Source organism: Roseibium suaedae (genome assembly GCF_900142725.1).
Lineage (GTDB): Bacteria > Pseudomonadota > Alphaproteobacteria > Rhizobiales > Stappiaceae > Roseibium > Roseibium suaedae.
The window spans coordinates 126,380-143,854 of record NZ_FRBW01000004.1 but is presented as its reverse complement, the minus strand read 5'-3'; the positions used below and the strand labels follow the sequence as shown (position 1 = coordinate 143,854).

General features: G+C 58.9%; 16 protein-coding genes. 7 read left to right on the top strand and 9 right to left on the bottom strand.

All coding sequences use genetic code 11. The features are described from left to right. Position 1: 1 nt before the first annotated feature. Together mnmG and mnmE are read right to left on the bottom strand one after the other, a co-directional pair. Entirely contained in the window at positions 2 to 1,897 is a 1,896-nt protein-coding gene (gene mnmG / locus BUA94_RS17045; RefSeq protein ID WP_139251185.1) for a tRNA uridine-5-carboxymethylaminomethyl(34) synthesis enzyme MnmG, read from the bottom strand. Positions 1,898 to 2,219: 322 nt separating this feature from the next. Next, positions 2,220 to 3,590 carry a tRNA uridine-5-carboxymethylaminomethyl(34) synthesis GTPase MnmE gene (gene mnmE / locus BUA94_RS17040; protein ID WP_073014549.1) on the bottom strand — a complete coding sequence of 457 codons (1,371 nt, stop codon included), beginning with the start codon at positions 3,588 to 3,590 and terminating at the stop codon, positions 2,220 to 2,222. A gap of 128 nt (positions 3,591 to 3,718) precedes the next feature. Here mnmE and BUA94_RS17035 point away from each other — a divergent pair, with 128 nt between their 5' ends. Further along, positions 3,719 to 5,734: a thioredoxin domain-containing protein gene (locus BUA94_RS17035; protein WP_073014548.1), complete on the top strand. Its 2,016-nt coding sequence runs from the start codon at positions 3,719 to 3,721 to the stop codon at positions 5,732 to 5,734. Here BUA94_RS17035 and BUA94_RS17030 read toward each other — a convergent pair. The 5 genes from BUA94_RS17030 to hemE all read right to left on the bottom strand — a co-directional run bounded on the left by BUA94_RS17030 (position 5,731) and on the right by hemE (position 10,598). Next, the gene (locus BUA94_RS17030) at positions 5,731 to 6,303 is read right to left on the bottom strand and encodes a GNAT family N-acetyltransferase (protein WP_073014547.1); all 573 of its coding nucleotides are present in this window, start codon (positions 6,301 to 6,303) and stop codon (positions 5,731 to 5,733) included. The two genes, BUA94_RS17035 and BUA94_RS17030, sit on opposite strands and share 4 nt — an antisense overlap. 71 nt (positions 6,304 to 6,374) lie before the next feature. After that, positions 6,375 to 7,250, bottom strand: a complete 876-nt coding sequence (locus tag BUA94_RS17025; RefSeq protein WP_139251183.1) for a hypothetical protein — start codon at positions 7,248 to 7,250, stop codon at positions 6,375 to 6,377. A 354-nt stretch (positions 7,251 to 7,604) separates the two neighbouring features. Further along, a complete protein-coding gene (rho, locus tag BUA94_RS17020) occupies positions 7,605 to 8,870 on the bottom strand; it encodes a transcription termination factor Rho (protein WP_073014545.1) in 1,266 nt (421 codons plus the stop codon). A gap of 267 nt (positions 8,871 to 9,137) precedes the next feature. After that, positions 9,138 to 9,566 (bottom strand): protoporphyrinogen oxidase HemJ, encoded by a 429-nt coding sequence (gene hemJ, locus BUA94_RS17015; protein WP_073014544.1) that lies wholly within the window; start codon positions 9,564 to 9,566, stop codon positions 9,138 to 9,140. Positions 9,567 to 9,569: 3 nt separating this feature from the next. After that, positions 9,570 to 10,598, bottom strand: a complete 1,029-nt coding sequence (gene hemE, locus BUA94_RS17010) for a uroporphyrinogen decarboxylase (protein ID WP_073014879.1) — start codon at positions 10,596 to 10,598, stop codon at positions 9,570 to 9,572. A 429-nt stretch (positions 10,599 to 11,027) separates the two neighbouring features. On the opposite strand from hemE, the gene BUA94_RS17005 reads away from it, so the two are divergent. From BUA94_RS17005 to dnaQ, 5 genes are all read left to right on the top strand, one after another. After that, positions 11,028 to 11,867, top strand: a complete 840-nt coding sequence (locus tag BUA94_RS17005) for a pyruvate, water dikinase regulatory protein (RefSeq protein ID WP_073014543.1) — start codon at positions 11,028 to 11,030, stop codon at positions 11,865 to 11,867. A 23-nt stretch (positions 11,868 to 11,890) separates the two neighbouring features. Then, on the top strand, positions 11,891 to 12,484 hold the full coding sequence (locus BUA94_RS17000) for a Maf-like protein (RefSeq protein ID WP_073014542.1): 594 nt from the start codon (positions 11,891 to 11,893) through the stop codon (positions 12,482 to 12,484). Further along, positions 12,481 to 13,326 carry a shikimate dehydrogenase gene (locus tag BUA94_RS16995; protein ID WP_073014541.1) on the top strand — a complete coding sequence of 282 codons (846 nt, stop codon included), beginning with the start codon at positions 12,481 to 12,483 and terminating at the stop codon, positions 13,324 to 13,326. The genes BUA94_RS17000 and BUA94_RS16995 overlap by 4 nt, the downstream gene beginning before the upstream one ends. Then, on the top strand, positions 13,323 to 13,910 hold the full coding sequence (gene coaE / locus BUA94_RS16990; RefSeq protein WP_073014540.1) for a dephospho-CoA kinase: 588 nt from the start codon (positions 13,323 to 13,325) through the stop codon (positions 13,908 to 13,910). The genes BUA94_RS16995 and coaE overlap by 4 nt, the downstream gene beginning before the upstream one ends. Positions 13,911 to 14,015: 105 nt before the next feature. Continuing rightward, the gene (gene dnaQ / locus BUA94_RS16985) at positions 14,016 to 14,729 is read left to right on the top strand and encodes a DNA polymerase III subunit epsilon (RefSeq protein WP_073014539.1); all 714 of its coding nucleotides are present in this window, start codon (positions 14,016 to 14,018) and stop codon (positions 14,727 to 14,729) included. A 72-nt stretch (positions 14,730 to 14,801) separates the two neighbouring features. On the opposite strand, the gene BUA94_RS16980 is transcribed toward dnaQ, so the two are convergent. Beyond that, complete coding sequence (locus BUA94_RS16980; protein ID WP_073014538.1) at positions 14,802 to 15,788, bottom strand: 2-hydroxyacid dehydrogenase; 987 nt, start codon at positions 15,786 to 15,788, stop codon at positions 14,802 to 14,804. Positions 15,789 to 16,060: 272 nt separating this feature from the next. Here BUA94_RS16980 and BUA94_RS16975 point away from each other — a divergent pair, with 272 nt between their 5' ends. Continuing rightward, positions 16,061 to 16,573, top strand: coding sequence for an SH3 domain-containing protein (locus BUA94_RS16975; RefSeq protein WP_139251200.1), 513 nt, complete (start codon positions 16,061 to 16,063; stop codon positions 16,571 to 16,573). 82 nt (positions 16,574 to 16,655) lie between these two features. Here the strand turns inward: BUA94_RS16975 and fabI are convergent, their stop codons facing one another. Then, entirely contained in the window at positions 16,656 to 17,471 is an 816-nt protein-coding gene (gene fabI / locus BUA94_RS16970) for an enoyl-ACP reductase FabI (protein WP_073014536.1), read from the bottom strand. Positions 17,472 to 17,475: the final 4 nt, after the last annotated feature.

Sequence of the window (17,475 nt, the reverse complement as noted above, 5' to 3'; positions counted from 1 at the left end):
CTCAAGCGGCCCCCTTCTCGATATCCCGGCGCTTGAGCTGGGAAAGGATCAGGGTCAACGCGGCCGGCGTCATGCCATCCATCCGGGACGCCTGACCAAGGGTCGCAGGCCGGACCAGAGCCAGTTTCTGCTTCAGCTCGTTGGAAAGACCAGCGAGACGGTCGAAGTCAAACCCCTCCGGAATGACCAATGCCTCATCCCGCTTCAGCGCCTCGATATCCGCAGCCTGCCGGTTCAGATACACCGCGTAGAGCGCGTCGGTCGCGACCTGTTCAATGATCTGCGGATCGATCTCGGCCAGCTGGGGCCAGACCACCTGTAGCTTCTCGATGGTCATGTCGGGATAGGCCATCAGGTCGAAAGCACTGCGGCGGATGCCATCCTGGTTCACAGGCAGGCCCTTCTTCCGGGCCTCATTCGGGGTCACAGTCAGAGACTCCAGCAATTCCCGAGCCTCCTCGATCTGCTGCATCTTCGTTTCGAAAGCGACTCGACGCCGGTCAGACACGCATCCAAGCGCAATACCGAGAGGCGTGAGCCTCTGGTCCGCATTGTCGGCACGAAGCAACAAGCGATACTCGGCACGCGACGTGAACATCCGGTAGGGCTCGGTGATGCCCCGTGTGATCAGGTCGTCAATCATGACGCCCATGTAGCCGGCAGAGCGGTCCACGATAAAAGGATCCCTCCCCTGAACCTTCAGGGCGGCGTTCAAACCCGCCACAAGTCCCTGCGCGCCAGCCTCCTCATATCCGGTCGTGCCATTGATCTGACCGGCAAGGAACAGACCCTTGCAGCGTTTCGCTTCCAGGGTCGCCTTCAGTTCCCGCGGATCGACGTGATCATATTCGATGGCATAGCCCGGCTGCAGAACGGTGACATTCTCAAGACCCGGAATGGTGCGCAGAAACGCGATCTGGGCATCCTCCGGCATGGAGGTCGAGATGCCGTTCGGATAGACGGTGTGGTCATCCAGGCCCTCCGGCTCGAGGAAGATCTGATGTCCGTCCCGGTCGCCAAAGCGAACGATCTTGTCCTCGATCGAGGGGCAGTAGCGCGGACCACGTCCCTTGATCTCACCGGAATACATCGCCGAGCGAGAGAGGTTCTCGCGAATAATGCGATGTGTCTCTGGCGTGGTGCGGGTGATGTGACACGGCACTTGCGGCGTATCGATCTTGTCCGTCATCGTGGAAAACGGGATCGGATTGTCGTCGCCCGGCTGAACTTCCAGCTTGTCCCAGGCGATGGTCCGGCCATCAAGACGGGCCGGTGTCCCGGTCTTCAGACGGCCAAGATCGAAACCGATCTCTTCCAGCGACTGGCTGAGCCCCATGGCAGGACCTTCACCCTGACGGCCAGCAGGGATCTTCTTGTCGCCGATGTGGATGAGACCACGCAGGAAAGTACCACTGGTGAGGACCACAGAGCCGCAGGAAAGAACCCGTCCATCCGCAAGAGCCACAGCCTTGATGCCACCCTCTTCAAAGAGGAAACGATCCGCCTCCCCTTCCACCACGGTGAGGTTCTCCGTCGCACGGATCTCGGCCTGCATTGCCTCGCGGTAGAGCTTACGATCAGCCTGCGCACGTGGGCCACGAACGGCAGGCCCCTTGCGCAGATTGAGCATGCGGAACTGGATGCCGCCCTTGTCGGCGACCCGTCCCATCAAGCCGTCCAGCGCATCGATCTCGCGCACCAGATGGCCCTTGCCCAGACCGCCGATGGCGGGGTTACAGGACATGACCCCGATGGTGTCGAAGCGGTGTGTCACCAGCGCCGTGTTTGCGCCGAGACGGGCGGAAGCGGCAGCCGCTTCACAGCCTGCATGCCCCCCGCCAATCACGATCACATCGAAATCAAACTTGCTGTCAGTCGCCACTGCGCCAGATGTCATAGCCAACGTCCGCCGGTCAAAGATCCGTTGAACCGGATCTATCGCCATCACTTAAAGAATGTCTGAAAGCTGGGCCAAGGATGCGCAGCATCTCGATCTGGCCCGTCAGGTCCGGCGAAAACTGAATTGAACGCGCTTGCCGGGACCCGCTTCTTGCTGCGGGCTTTATACGGCGTCCCGCCAATGAGGGCAAAGAAAAACCGCGGAAAGACGAGCTCAATGCCCTTCCGCGGCGCTTGTGAAATTCCTGGATTCACGTGAAACACGTTGCGGGTCGGAATCGATCACCGCTCAAACATGATTCACGTGAAACAGGTCCGGGTCATTTTCCGATGCAGAAATCCCGGAAGATTACATCCAGCAAATCCTCGACATCGATCCGGCCCGTGATCCGTCCAAGTGCATCCGCAGCCAGACGCAGGTCCTCAGCCCGCAGTTCCTGAGGCAGGTGTGACTGAGCCAGAGCATGGTCGAGACTGGCAACGCAATCCTTGAGGAAATGCCGGTGGCGCTGACGGGTCGCAAGAGGTGCCTCGCCGACCGCTATCATTTCGGACGCAAAGACCGAAAGCGCGTCGATCAGACCATCCATCCCTTCCCTGTTCCACGTGGAACATTGAATCTCCTGCATCGTTCCGGAGGAGTCTCGTTTCGGAAGAGTCCCCCCCTTTAACCCGATGTCGGACTTGGTCCGGACAATCCAGAGCGGCACGCCGGATGTAAGAAGCGACCCAAGTTCAGCCTCCTCCGCGTCTGGCTCCACCCCTTCCGGCTCCACAGCCCAGAGGATGAGATCCGCTGTCTCACCCCGTGCCTTGGCCCGGCGGATGCCTTCCTGCTCCACCCGTCCAGCGTCCGCTCTGAGGCCGGCAGTGTCCACGAGGGTCACGGGATAGCCCCCAAGATCCAGATGAACTTCGATCGTGTCGCGGGTCGTACCCGCCTCTTCGGTGACGATCGCCACATCCCGTCCGGCGATGGCATTCAGCAGGCTGGACTTGCCAGCATTGGGCGCCCCCATCAGCACCACCTGAAGACCACTGCGCAAACGCTCCCCACTCTTCGACCGGGTAAGGTGGAGCTGGATTTCTCTGGAAAGATCCGAGGCCTCGATCCAGACCTCATCGGCAACGCTGCCCGGCACATCGTCCTCATCGGCGAAATCAAACTCCGCCTCGATCATCGCCCGCATGTGGATGAGCCGCTTGCGCCAGCCTTCATAGAGCCGCCCAAGTTCACCGCCCATCTGCCGGAGCGCCTGCTTCCGCTGCCCCTCGGTCTCGGCGGCAATCAGATCGGCCAGCCCCTCGACCTCGGTCAGGTCCATCCGCTGCCGGTCAAAGGCGCGGCGGGTGAACTCTCCCGCTTCTGCGGGACGGCATCCTGGCCGTGCAGATAGGACCTCCAGAATCCGCGCCACCACTGCCCTGCCCCCATGGCACTGCAGCTCGGTGACATCCTCTCCGGTGAAGCTCGCAGGGGCCTTGAAGAACAGCACCAGAGCCTCATCCAGAAGATCTCCTGTCTCCGGGTCTCTGAGCCTGCGCAAAGCGGCTTGCCGGGGCGCCGGAACGCCGCCACAGATCTCTTCCAGCACCCTTGGAACATGCGGGCCTGACAGCCGGATGACCGCGACACCGGAAGGAAGGGCGCCGCTCGAGAGGGCAAAGATCGTATCTGCTGACATGGTCATTCCACTATGGACAGGGAGAAGGAGGTTCTCCGAAGATATCCGAGAAGGCACTGGTGCGGATGGCTCCAGGACCTAAATATACAAGTGACACGATTCCGTTACGACCCGTCCCGAAGGACCAGATCCCCATGAGTGCCAATCGTCTCGCGACGTCCACGAGCCCCTATCTGCTGCAGCACAAGGACAATCCGGTCAACTGGTATCAGTGGGGTGAGGAGGCACTTGCCACAGCCAAGGCAGAGAACAAGCCCATCCTACTGTCTGTCGGCTATGCGGCCTGCCACTGGTGCCACGTGATGGCTCACGAGAGCTTCGAGGATCCGGCGACTGCAGAGGTCATGAACCGGCTCTATGTGAACATCAAGGTGGACCGGGAAGAGCGTCCGGACATCGACCAGATCTACATGAAGGCGCTTCACGCTCTCGGTGAACAAGGCGGCTGGCCGCTGACCATGTTTCTGACCCCGGAGGGCGAACCCTTCTGGGGCGGCACCTATTTCCCGAAGGTCTCTCAGTGGGGACGCCCTTCCTTCATCGAAGTGCTGGAAGGGATCTCGAAGACCTTCCACTCGGATCGGGATCGAATCGATACCAACCGCAAGGGCCTGATGCGCGCGCTGGAGGTAAAGCTTCCCACCACCCCCTCCCCGCTCGATCCCGGCCTGATCACCGCCGGCGCAGAACGGCTTCTGTCGCTTTTCGACCGGGAGCATGGCGGCATCAAGGGTCATCCGAAATTCCCCCAGGCGTCGGTCATGGAGCTGATCTGGCGTCTTGGCCTGAGGACCGGAAACGAAGCAGCCCGGGAGGTCTATCTCCACACGCTCCGGAAAATCTCCAATGGCGGTATTTACGATCACCTTGGCGGCGGCATCGCCCGCTATGCAGTAGACGAACATTGGCTCGTGCCGCATTTCGAAAAGATGCTCTATGACAACGGCCAGTTCCTCTCCTCCTTGTCCCTAGCCTATCGGGCCACGGGAGAGGACCTGTTCCGGCGCCGAATCGACGAGACGGCAAACTGGCTCATAGCTGAAATGCGTCAGCCTGGCGGAGGCTTTGCCGCGAGCCTGGATGCAGACAGCGAAGGCTCAGAGGGGCGTTTCTATATCTGGACTTCGGACGAGATCCAGACCGTGCTTGGCAAGGCTGAGGCCCACCACTTTTCCCTGCACTACGACGTTGACCCCTCTGGCAACTGGGAAAACGTTACGATCCTGAATCGACTGCAGGCGGACGACGATCTGACGACGGAAGAAGAAAAGACTCTTGCCGCGATGCGCGCCCGGCTTCTGGATCACCGGAACAAGCGGGTGCGGCCTTCGCTCGATGACAAGGTGCTGGCGGACTGGAACGGTCTGGTCATCACCGGCCTAGCGCAAGCCTCCTTGAGTGTTTCACGTGAATCCTATCTCGAGGCAGCGAAAGGTGCCTATGACTTCGTCATGACCCGGATGATGCGGGACGGCCGCCTCGGCCACTCCTGGCGGGATGGAACCCTGCTTCTCCCCGGCTTCGCCTCCGACTATGCCTATATGACCGCAGCTGCCCTGTCGCTCGCTGAAGCTGATCCGGTCAACGCCGCCCGCTATATCAAGGATGCGGAACACCTGGCTCAGGAACTGGTGAAACATTATGTCTCGCCAGAGGGCGCGTTCTATCTAACAGCCGAAGATGCTCCGGACCTGATCACGCGTCCGCTGACCAGCTCGGATGAAGCGGTGCCCAACCCCAACGCGATTGCGGTGGCAGCGTTCTCGCGGCTGTCTCTCCTGACGGGCAACAGCTACTACCGGGAACTCGCGGACAGGGTGCTGACCGCCCTCTCCTCACATGTGCCTCAGAATGTCTTTGCGACCGCCGCCTTGCTCGCCAGCTTTGATACGAGATTGAATGGCCGGCTTGCGGTAATCGTTGCGCCGGATGGTTCGGATCCGAATCCAATGTTGGAGGTTCTCGAGGACACTACAGATCCCGCACTGGTGAAGATCGTCACAGCCACTACGGACATCTTCCCGGCAGGCCATCCCGCTCATGGCAAGACCGCAACGGATGGACAGCCCACCGCCTATCTGTGCCGCGAGGGCGCCTGCAGCCTACCGGTCACCAGCCCTGAAGATCTCGAAAGCCTGTTGTACAGTTAGCGGGTGGGCGTTGGTTCCGCGGCGCTCCAGGACGACTTCTGCAAACGGTACAACACATGCTCAACGAGAGGATGATCGCTGGCCAGCATCGGATGAGGAAAGTCATCCTCCGGCCGGGTGATCATCCCGATGCGCTGCATGACGGCCTGCGACTTCAGGTTCGTCCTTGTGGTGAAGGCAACGACCTCGTCAAGTCCGAGCGTTGCGAAACCGAATCGAAGCCACTCCCTGGCTGCTTCACTTGCATATCCCTTGCCCCAGGCAGATCTGGCAAAACGCCAGCCGATCTCGACACAAGGATCAAAAGGCAAAGACTTTGGATAGGAAGGGCGCGAGAGCCCGGTAAAACCCAGGAACCTGCCTGTGGCCTTCTCCTCGACCGGGACGAAGCAGAACCCGTCCGCGGCCTGCTTGGACATGGCCTTGTCGATCAGGGCATCGCTTTCCCGTCGGCTCAACAGCGACGGGAAAAAGCGCATGACCTCCGGGTCCTGCCCCATTTCAGCAAAAGGATCCCTGTCCCCATCCTGCCAGTCTCTCAGGATAAGCCGGTCAGTTTCGAGATGCATGGTGAATTTCCAAGTGACAGTTGCGGAGCCGAATCGATCGTCTCGAAATAGGATTCACGTGAAACAGGGTCTCAGTTGAAGTCCATTGCCGGGCGGTTCCAGGATTCCGAATAGAAGCCACCAAGATAGACATCATTGCGCCGCAACGCATCAATCACTTTCGCATGCTTGCTGAGAACGCAGAAGCCGCCCCGGAAGCGATAGGACAATCTGGGTTCCTGCGAAAGCGGCACCAGAAGATCTGCCTGAGCCATTCCCGTAGCGAGATAAGCTCCAGCGCCATCCAACTCCGCAAAGAGCGCTTTCATGACCTCGCACCCGTGTTCTTCTTCATGCACGACATGAAACACCCTCGCAATGTGCCGGTCGCTGAGGAAATAAAGATAGGCACCGATGAGTTTTCCGGCCTGGTTCGATACGGATCTTACCCTCATCTCTCCGAGCAGCGGATTGGACAAGGCAGAAGAGACAAGCCAGGCGAACTCATCCGAATTCCAGTCGGGGCGGATGGCATGCCGGCTGGTCATCTGGAGTGCTATCTGTCGAAAGCTCTCAACCTCAATATCCGCAGTCCTGAATCCGGGCACTGGCAGCGCACGAAGACCGGACACCACCTTGCGGACAAAAACATCTCCAAAGTTTGCGATCAGATTGAACACCGGAGCGAACACATAGGTCCCGAACCGCTGGCCGGCCACAAAAGCCAAAGGCCGGAAGACCCTGCGCCAGTTCATTGTCTGGAAGGGAAGCATCTCCCCTCCTCCCGACCTGAAGATGTCGACGCTTCTTGGAGCGGCCGTATCTGTAAAGCTGAAGTCCTGGGATCTTGGATGAAGCGCTAGACAAAGCCGGTAGATGGCAGCGTTGGCTTCGAGCGACTTCGGGTTCTTCATCAGGCAGCAGAGCAAGCGCCCTGAGAGAATGTCCTCGCCGAAACGCAAGGTCATTGGCAAAACCAGGACTGCAGCTGCAATCACGCCCTGGCTGTCCCTGCAGAGAAGACTTCCTTCTCGGCCCCCGCTCAGGGGATGATCCAGAAAGACCTCACGGATATAGGTGGAGACTTCTTCAAGCCGGACCGCTTTCCCGGAACGAAAGACGTTGGCGTATAGGGCACTGACCTCATCGACGTCATCTGGCGTCAAAACACTTACAGCCAGAGACGAAACACGTCGTTCCACCAACTCACCCCGTAGAATATGCAGCGACTTTCGGAAGCATAGAGAAAGAGTGTTGATGAATAGAAAAAGCGGGCCCCCGAGGGAGCCCGCCTTCTACGCATTTTTTACGAGAGCAAGAAATCAGGTGTTCATGCTGTCGAAGAAGTCGTCGTTCGACTTGGTCTGCTTGAGCTTGTCGAGCAGGAACTCGATCGCATCCACGGTGCCCATCGGGTTGAGGATACGGCGCAGGACGAAAGTCTTCTTGAGACGCTCGGGTGCAACCAGCAGCTCTTCCTTACGGGTACCGGACCGCTGAATATCAATGGCCGGATAGACGCGTTTGTCGGAGATCTTGCGGTCAAGGATGATTTCGGAGTTACCCGTACCCTTGAACTCTTCGAAGATGACTTCGTCCATGCGGCTGCCGGTATCGATCAGGGCGGTCGCGATGATCGTCAGGGATCCGCCTTCCTCGATGTTACGGGCAGCACCAAAGAAGCGCTTCGGACGCTGCAGGGCGTTGGCGTCCACACCACCGGTCAGAACCTTGCCCGAAGACGGCACGACGGTGTTGTAGGCACGGCCCAGGCGCGTGATGGAGTCCAGAAGGATCACCACATCGCGGCCATGCTCGACCAGGCGCTTGGCCTTCTCGATGACCATCTCGGCAACCTGAACGTGACGCGAGGCCGGTTCGTCGAACGTGGAGGAAACCACTTCGCCGTTCACCGTGCGCTGCATGTCCGTCACTTCTTCCGGACGCTCATCAATGAGCAGAACGATCAGATAGCATTCAGGATGATTGGTGGTGATGCTCTTGGCGATGTTCTGGAGGAACACCGTCTTACCGGTCCGCGGCGGAGCGGTGATCAGAGCGCGCTGGCCTTTGCCGAGCGGCGCAACCAGATCGATGACGCGGGAGGAAAGATCCTTGCGGGTCGGATCTTCGATTTCCATCTTGAAGCGCTCATCGGGATAGAGCGGCGTCAGGTTATCGAAGTGGACCTTGTGGCGTGCCTTGTCAGGATCTTCAAAATTGATCGTGTTGACCTTCAGCAGCGCGAAATAGCGTTCGCCTTCTTTCGGGCTGCGGATCTGACCTTCCACCGTATCGCCCGTGCGCAGAGAAAACCGCCGGATCTGGGAAGGGGAGACATAGATATCATCCGGGCCCGGAAGATAATTCGCATCGGGCGAGCGGAGGAAGCCGAACCCGTCCTGAAGTACCTCAACCACCCCTTCGCCGATGATGTCGACGTCTTGCGCAGCAAGATTTTTAAGGATGGCAAACATCAGCTCCTGCTTGCGCATGGTGCTGGCGTTTTCGACTTCAAGCTCCTCTGCAAACTGAAGCAGTTCGGTCGGGGTTTTTTCTTTAAGATCTTTGAGTTTCATTTCCCGCATGAAATTGGGGTCGTTCTCTGTTGGTGGATATGAGTGTGGAATAAGCTTCTGACGCCTAGGCTGAAGCGGATCTTCAGATGAATTTCAGAAGGTAAGCTGAGGAACTGCCAGAGTGGTCTAGACTAGACGTGGCTGTCAGGCGGGTCGAACAAACTGCTCACATGACCCAGCCGGAAGTTGCCGAACAATAATGTGTTCGTTGACAATGCGCAAGTACACAAAAAGACGGATGCGGCGATTTTTCCGCCGCACCCCCAAGTATATCCGTCAGAAAGGTTTCCCGACGACCAGAATGACGATGACAATCATCAGCACGGTCGGGACTTCATTCAGGATCCGGTAGAACCGGGCAGGTCTCGTGTTCGCATCCCTGGCAAAGCGCTTGACGCAACCTGCCAGAAAACCATGCGCACCGGACATGATCAGGACCAGGGTCAGCTTGGCGTGAAACCACCCCTGGCTGAAGGCACCGATCTCATAGGCAGCCCAAAGGCCGAAAATCCAGGACGAGATCATAGCCGGCGTCATGATGGCCTTGAGCAACCGGCGCTCCATGATCTTGAACGTCTCGGAGCTTTCGGAACCAGCGGCTGCATCGCAGTGATAGACGAAAAGACGCGGCAGATAGAGCATTCCGGCCATCCAGGCGATGACTGAAATGACATGCAGCGCCTTCACCCATTCATAGACACCCATGGATTATCCTCGCTTCACGCGTTCGACCATGCGGGCAACCTCTGCAGGATCCGCATCCGGAGTGACCCCGTGACCGAGATTGAAAATCAGCGGTCCCTTGTCGAAGGTCTTCAGAATGTGGTCGATGCCTTCATCCAGGGCCTTGCCGCCCGCAACAAGACGCATCGGATCCAGATTGCCCTGGATCGGCACCTTCTTCTGGATTTCAAGAGCCAGATGATCCGGCGCGGTCCAGTCGATGCCGACCGCATCCACCCCGGTTCCATCGATATAAGCCTTCAGGCGGGCTGAAGACGCCTTCGGGAAACCGATGATCCGGGCACCCGGCCGGGCCGCGCGAACGCCATCGACAATCGCCTTCGTCGGCGCAATCGACCAACGGGCAAATCCGGCATCATCCAGAACACCTGCCCAGGTATCAAAGATCTGCACCGCATCCGCACCTGCATCCAGCTGACGGATCAGGTAACGGATCGATGCCGTCACGAGCTGATCGATGAAGCGGGCCATCATGTCCGGATCGCGATAGGCGCCGACACGAGCCGCGGTCTGGTCCGGCGTGGTGTGACCGGCGACAGAATAGCAGGCAACGGTCCAGGGAGCGCCACAGAAGCCTAGTAGCGTCGTTTCCGCAGGGAGCTCTGCTCTGAGCCGCGAAACCGTCTCTATGACCGGTTTCAGATGCTCCTCGGCTCGGTCCTGTTCCAGACGGTCCAGAATGTCATGAGACAGGGGATCGAGGACCGGACCCCGTCCCTCTTCAAAACGCACCGGATAGCCGATGGCGTCCGGCACGACGAAGATGTCCGAGAACAGGATGCTCGCATCGAAGCCATAGCGCCGGATCGGCTGGAGGGTGACTTCCGTTGCCAGATCCGGGTTGTAGCAGAAGGACAGGAAGTTCGGCGCCTTGGCGCGGACTTCACGATACTCCGGGAGATAGCGGCCTGCCTGACGCATCATCCAGATGGGCGGCGGCCACAGCTTCTCGCCTGCCAGCACTTGCATTACCGCACGGTCTTCGGACTTCATCAGGCGGGGATCCTTTCCCATCGTCTAAAACAAATAAGATTCTAATTTTGAATCTGTTTTTTCTTATTGTGGGTGGATTACAGGGATCATTGATCCTCCACAATCATTCACAGCGATATGCGATCCGGGATAAATCGTCGCAAGTTCTGGACAAGTTATCTTCCACAAGAGTCGATAAGTCAAAAAAACGTTCTGTCAGAAGATGTTGCGTGTTCGTTAACGCGCCGTTTACCAATTGGGCAAAGGTGGAAAACCTGTCCATGACGTTGAGTCATTGTGTTAATCCACATCCCTGCCGGATCATTTCGCCGGGACTCTTTTGAAAAACCTGCGCTGTTGAGAGTTTCATGGGAGCGGGTATTAATTCCGGGGTGGGGCGGCGTTGATCACAGATGCGCCCTGTCCATCAACAGGGGTGGGGATGATAGTGTGAATAAGCCCAGTAACTACTTCCATCTCCATCTGGTTTCGGATTCCACGGGCGAAACTTTGATGACTGTGGCGCGGGCTGCGACGGCCCAATACGAGAATGTCCGGGAGATCGAACACGTCTATCCGCTGGTGCGCAGCCACAAGCAGCTGGACCGGGTGATTTCCGAAATCGAGGCTGCGCCCGGGATCGTTCTCTACACGCTTGTCGACGCGGAGATTTCCGGACGCCTGGAGCGGACATGCCGGGAACTCGGCATTCCCTTCGTCAACATTCTCGATCCGGTCTTCGCGGTGTTTCAGTCCTATCTGAATGTCACCCAGACCCATCGTGTCGGCGGCCAGCATGATCTGGATGCGGAATATTTCCAGCGCATCGAGGCGCTGAACTACACGATGATGCATGACGATGGGCAGGTGCCGGAGGATCTGGAATCCGCCGATATCGTTCTGGTCGGCATTTCCCGGACTTCGAAGACGCCGACCTGCATCTATCTTGCAAATCGCGGCATCAAGGCTGCGAACGTGCCGCTTGTTCCCAACATTCCGGTTCCGGAGAAACTCCTGAAGCTTGAAAATCCGCTGGTTGTCGGATTGATTGCCTCGCCTGAACGAATTCAGCAAATCCGCCGGAACCGGGTGTTATCCCTCAATTCCGAGTCCTATAACGATACCTATGTGGACCGCCGCGAGATCGCGCGGGAGATCACGTTGACGCGGCGCATGTGCTCGGAAAACGGTTGGCCTCTGATCGACGTGACACGCCGGTCCATTGAAGAAACCGCGGCCGAAATCATGGCGCTTTACCGGGATTTCCGGGCAAAGGCGCAGGAAAATTGAGCCGGGAAGTGGGGGAAACAGGAATGGCATTGGTTCTTGCGAGCGGCAGCCGGATCCGCTCAGACTTGTTGAGGAATGCCGGGATAGACGTGACCGTCGATCCAGCCGGCATTGATGAGCGCGCCGTTGAGGCCCCTCTTCTGGCGGCTGGCATGCTGCCCGAGGATCTTGCGTTGATCCTCGCGGAAGCCAAGGCCAATGACGTAAGCGAGCGCCGGCCAGGTGACCTGGTCATCGGCGCGGATCAGGTGTTGGCCTTCGAAGGCCGGCGGTACACCAAGCCGGAAGACATGGAAGCGGCACGGCGCCAGCTTCTGGCCTTTTCCGGCCACACCCACACCTTGCTCTCCGCCGTGGTTCTGTCTCTCGATGGAACCGCAATCTGGCGCCATGTGTCCGCCGCGCATCTGACCATGCGCGACCTGACGCCAGCCTTTGTCGGCCGCTATCTTGCGGATGCCGGTGAAGCTGCGCTCTCCAGCGTCGGGGCCTATCAGCTTGAAGGAACTGGCGTTCAGCTGTTCGAGCGCATCGAAGGTGACTATTTCACCATTCTGGGTCTCCCGCTTCTTCCTCTTTTTGCCGAATTGCGCCGTCTCGGAGTTCTCGACACATGAGCAATCCCCCCAAGGCCGCAATCACTGGCTGGCCGGTTACCCACTCCCGTTCGCCGATGGTTCATGGCTACTGGCTGCAGAAATATGGCATCGAGGGCAGCTATGGCCGCGTTGCGGTTGATCCGGTCGAAGCGAAGAACTTTTACAAGAATTTCGCGGAATCCGGCCTGACCGGCGGCAATGTCACGGTTCCTCACAAGGAACTGGCGGCGGCTTGCTGTGACGAGCTGGATGATGCCGCGAAGGCCATGGGGGCCTGCAACACCCTGTGGCTGGCAGAAGATGGCCGCCTGATGGGTGCCAACACGGACGGTATCGGGTTTCTGGGCAACCTGGATCAGTTCGCTCCTGGTTGGGACAAGCAGGCCGGGACAGCTGTCGTTCTGGGAGCGGGCGGTGCGGCCCGTGCCATCATCTGGTCTTTGCTCTCCCGCGGCCTGAAGACTGTTCATATCGTCAACCGCACCCTGGAAAAGGCGCAGGATCTTGCGGAACAATTCGGTTCCTCAACGATTGCGCAGCCTTGGGATAAACTTGGGGATCTTATCGGGACAGCGGATATCCTGATCAACACCACTGCGCTCGGAATGACCGGCAAGCCGCCGCTGGAAATCGATCTTTCTGATCTTCCGAAGACGGCTCTTGTCACCGATGCAGTCTATTCGCCGCTCAAGACCGATCTTCTGCGTCAGGCAGAGGAGCGCGGCAATCCGGTGGTGGATGGCCTGGGAATGCTCCTGCATCAGGCCGTGCCCGGTTTTGAACGCTGGTTCGGGATTAAACCGGTGGTGGACGACGAATTGCGGGCGCTGATCATCGCGGATCTGGAGCGCAGCGCTTGATCCGGATCGGCCTCACCGGCTCCATTGGCATGGGCAAGTCCACGACCGCAAAGCTTTTTGCGGAAGCAGGCGTGCCTGGTCATGATGCGGATGCGGTCGTTCACATGCTCTATGCGGGCAAGGCAGCGCCCCTGATCGAGGCGGCGTTTCCAGGTACCGTCCGCGATGGCAAGGTGGACCGTACCTTGCTCTCCCCGCATGTTCTGGGAAAGCCGGACGCGATGGCCCGGCTGGAGCAGATCGTGCATCCGCTCGTGCGGGAAGAAGAACAGAGTTTCCTGCGGGCGGCCCGGGAAAAGGGTCGGCGCGCCGTTCTTCTCGATATTCCGCTTCTCTTTGAAACCGATGGTCACCGCAGGGTCGATGTCTGTGTCGTGGTCACGGCAGATGCTGCCGTTCAGCGTCAAAGGGTGCTGGAACGCCCCGGCATGACGGCCGAGCGTTTCGAGCAGATCCTGGCCAGGCAAATGCCGGACGCGGAAAAGCGCAAGCGGGCGCATTTTCTGGTAGATACGGGCCATGGTCTCGATGCGGCCCGCCGCTCGGTTCAGGCAATTCTGCGGGCTCTGGCCCCTCTTCCCTGAGCCGCAGCCTTCAAAGCTGGGTGCAAGAGCGGGAATAACGGCGGTTTGTCTTGCCCTTCTCCCCGTCCTTTGGTCATTTGACCTGATTGCAGACAGGAACCAGCCATGCGCGAGATATCGTTCGATACGGAAACAACGGGCCTCAATCCGCGAGGTGGCGACCGGCTTGTCGAAATCGGCGGGGTCGAGCTGATCAATCACGTCCCGACCGGGCGGACCTATCACGTCTATATCAATCCGCAGCGGGACATGCCGGTCGAGGCCTTCAACGTTCATGGCCTCTCTGCGGAGTTTCTCTCAGACAAGCCCTTGTTCGAGCATGTGGCGGACGCGTTTCTGGACTTCGTTGGCGACGCGGTTCTGGTGATCCATAACGCGGCCTTCGACATGGGCTTCATCAATATGGAGCTGGAGCGTTGCGGCCGCAGGACGATTTCGAAGGATCAGGTCCTGGATACGCTGGACATTGCCCGTCGCAAGCACCCGAGCGGTCCGAACTCGCTAGATGCGCTGTGTAACCGCTATGGCATCGACAACTCGCGCCGCGTGAAGCACGGCGCATTGCTTGATGCGGAAATTCTGGCAGAAGTCTATCTGGAACTTATTGGTGGCAAACAGACGGCGCTGAGCCTCATGCCGGATGAGGATGCCAGCAGCTCGGCCAGCCAGGCGTCAAACCTTGAAGAAGGTCTTGGCCGGTTCAATGCCCGCCAGCGCCCTGCTCCCTTGAAGCCACTGCTGCAGGATCAGGAATACGAGGCCCACAAGGCATTCGTCGCCAAGATGGGCGACAGCGCGATCTGGAAGAAATACCAGTAAGCCTGAACATCACGAGACAAAGAAAAACCCGCCGGAAACGGCGGGTTTTGAATTGATACGGCTCCGAATCCATCAGAGCATGGAAGGCAGGACGCGATCCGGCGGACGGTGGCCGTCCATGAAGGTCTTGATGTTGATGATGACCTTCTCGCCCATCTCGATACGGCCTTCGATCGTGGCGGAGCCCATGTGCGGCAGCAGCAGCACATTGTCCAGCTTCACCAGCTTCGGATTGACGGCCGGCTCATGCTCGAACACGTCCAAGCCGGCACCGGCAAGCTCACCGGCTTCCAGCATGCGGATCAGGGCGTTCTCGTCGATCACTTCACCGCGGGCGGTGTTGACCACATAGGCGTCCTTCTTGAGCAGCTTCAGCCGGCGCGCGGACAGAAGGTGGAAGGTTCCCGGCGTGTGGGGGCAATGGATAGAGACGACATCCATACGGGCAAGCATCTGGTCCAGGCTGTCCCAGTAGGTCGCCTCCAGCTCTTCCTCGATGTGTGACGGCACCCGGCGGCGGTTGTGATAGTGGATCGACATGCCGAAGGCCTTGGCGCGGCGGGCAACTGCCTGTCCGATGCGGCCCATGCCAATGATGCCAAGGCGCTTGCCCCAGATCCGGTGTCCGAGCATCCAGGTGGGCGACCAGCCATTCCATTCGCCGGATTCCAGCGCCTTGATACCGGAGGAAAGACGCCGCGGCACCGAAAGGATCAGCGCCATGGTCATGTCCGCCGTGTCCTCGGTCAGAACGCCTGGCGTGTTGGTGACATTGATGCCCCTTGTATTGGCGGTCGAGACATCGATGTTGTCGACGCCATTGCCGAAGTTGGCAATCAGCTTCAGGTTCGGTCCAGCCTGGGAAAGAACGGCTGCGTCGATCCGGTCTGTCACGGTCGGTACGAGAACATCCGCAGTCCGGACGGCTTCAACCAGTTCCGCCTGAGTGAGGGCGCGGTCCGATTCATTCAGGCGTGTTTCGAACAGTTCCCGCATCCGCGTTTCGACGACATCCGGAAGTTTCCGGGTAATGACGACGACAGGCTTCTTTTTCGCCATGCTTCATGCCTTTTGCGTAGCGTTGAGATCACATTAACCACAACGGTTCCACCATAGCGCACCTTGCCGAGACCACGCACGCCAACACTCCCTTTCTCCTTACCCAGATGGTGTGAGAGACACAAGTGGACGTTAGGTTATCTCATTGACCAACGGATCCTTCAGCGGGAGCGCTGGCCATGGCGCACTGTTTTCGGTACAGGTTTGCATGAAGATGATCACACAACACAATTGGACTAGCGAATAATATGGCCCGACTGATGCCCGGAATGATGCGTTGTCTCGCTGCCGTGCTTGTGCTGACCTGCCTTGCCCTTGTTCCCCAGGCTGCCTTTGCCCAGACCAGCCAGACTGGCAGCAGCGGTCTTCCCGTTCCCCGTTTCGTCAGCCTGAAGTCTGATCGCGTGAACATCCGCATTGGCCCGACCCGGGAGCATGCGGTGGGCTGGACCTATGTTCAGGCAGGTCTTCCTGTTGAAATCATTCAGGAATTTGAGAACTGGCGCCGTATCCGTGATTGGGAAGGCAAGGAAGGCTGGGTCTATCACTCGCTGCTTTCCGGCCGCAGGACCGCTCTGGTCACCCCCTGGGAAGCCGATGCTGCGACGCCGATCCGCGCAACTCCGAAGTCTGACGGCGTGGTGGTCGCGGAACTCAAGTCCCGCGTGCTGGCAACGGTCGACAAGTGTGATGATGGCTGGTGCCGGATCCATGGCAAGGGCTACGACGGCTGGATCGACCAGACCCGTCTCTTCGGGGTCTATCCGAACGAGACCATCGACTGAGGCGCGAAGCAGCCTTTGATTGCTGAATAAAAAAGGCGGGTCCGATTGGCCCGCCTTTTCCTTTTGTCTGTCAGCCTGAGGCTCAGTCTGCAGCGCCGTTGTCCTGAACCTTCAGCTCTTCGAGCCGCGGCATGGACATGATGTTGTAGCCGCTGTCGACGAAATGGACTTCGCCGGTCACGCCGCCCGACAGTTCGGACAGGAGGTAGAGGCTGGTACCGCCGATTTCCTCGAGGGAAACAGTGCGCTTCAGCGGTGCGTTGCGCTTCTGATAGTTGAACATCAGACGGGCATCGGACACGCCGGAGCCGGCGAGCGTACGAACCGGACCTGCGGAGATCGCGTTGACGCGAATGTTCTGGTCACCGAAGTCGACGGCCAGGTAGCGCACGGAGGATTCCAGAGCAGCCTTGGCCACACCCATGACGTTGTAGTTCGGCATCACCTTGGTAGAGCCGCCATAGGTCAGGGTGATCATTGAGCCGCCATTCGGCATCAGTTCGGCCGCACGCTTGGCAATCTCGGTGAAGGAGAAGCAGGAAATCACCATGGTGCGGGAGAAGTTTTCCCGCGAGGTGTCGGCATACTTGCCGCGCAGCTCCGTCTTGTCGGAGAAGCCGATGGCATGAACGATGAAGTCGATCGTGCCCCATTCCTTCTTCAACGTGTCGAAGACTGCATCGACGGTGGCGATATCCTCCACGTCGCATGGCAGCAGCAGCTTTGCGCCGACGGAATCCGCCAGCGGCTTGGTGCGCTTGCCGAAGGCTTCGCCCTGATAGGTAAAGGCCAGCTCTGCGCCATGCTCGTGCAGGGTCTTGGCAATGCCCCAGGCGATGGAGTGGTTGTTGGCCACACCCATGATCAGGCCGCGTTTGCCCTTCATAAGGTCAGACATTCAA

Excerpts from the sequence above, each read along its gene's own strand:
- mnmG (WP_139251185.1), bottom strand. The coding sequence starts at position 1,897 with ATGACATCTGGCGCAGTGGCGACTGACAGCAAGTTTGATTTCGATGTG.
- mnmE (WP_073014549.1), bottom strand. The coding sequence starts at position 3,590 with ATGACCATGTCAGCAGATACGATCTTTGCCCTCTCGAGCGGCGCCCTT.
- BUA94_RS17035 (WP_073014548.1), top strand. The coding sequence starts at position 3,719 with ATGAGTGCCAATCGTCTCGCGACGTCCACGAGCCCCTATCTGCTGCAG.
- BUA94_RS17030 (WP_073014547.1), bottom strand. The coding sequence starts at position 6,303 with ATGCATCTCGAAACTGACCGGCTTATCCTGAGAGACTGGCAGGATGGG.
- BUA94_RS17025 (WP_139251183.1), bottom strand. The coding sequence starts at position 7,250 with ATGACCTTGCGTTTCGGCGAGGACATTCTCTCAGGGCGCTTGCTCTGC.
- rho (WP_073014545.1), bottom strand. The coding sequence starts at position 8,870 with ATGCGGGAAATGAAACTCAAAGATCTTAAAGAAAAAACCCCGACCGAA.
- hemJ (WP_073014544.1), bottom strand. The coding sequence starts at position 9,566 with ATGGGTGTCTATGAATGGGTGAAGGCGCTGCATGTCATTTCAGTCATC.
- hemE (WP_073014879.1), bottom strand. The coding sequence starts at position 10,598 with ATGAAGTCCGAAGACCGTGCGGTAATGCAAGTGCTGGCAGGCGAGAAG.
- BUA94_RS17000 (WP_073014542.1), top strand. The coding sequence starts at position 11,891 with ATGGCATTGGTTCTTGCGAGCGGCAGCCGGATCCGCTCAGACTTGTTG.
- BUA94_RS16995 (WP_073014541.1), top strand. The coding sequence starts at position 12,481 with ATGAGCAATCCCCCCAAGGCCGCAATCACTGGCTGGCCGGTTACCCAC.
- dnaQ (WP_073014539.1), top strand. The coding sequence starts at position 14,016 with ATGCGCGAGATATCGTTCGATACGGAAACAACGGGCCTCAATCCGCGA.
- BUA94_RS16980 (WP_073014538.1), bottom strand. The coding sequence starts at position 15,788 with ATGGCGAAAAAGAAGCCTGTCGTCGTCATTACCCGGAAACTTCCGGAT.
- BUA94_RS16975 (WP_139251200.1), top strand. The coding sequence starts at position 16,061 with ATGCGTTGTCTCGCTGCCGTGCTTGTGCTGACCTGCCTTGCCCTTGTT.
- fabI (WP_073014536.1), bottom strand. The coding sequence starts at position 17,471 with ATGTCTGACCTTATGAAGGGCAAACGCGGCCTGATCATGGGTGTGGCC.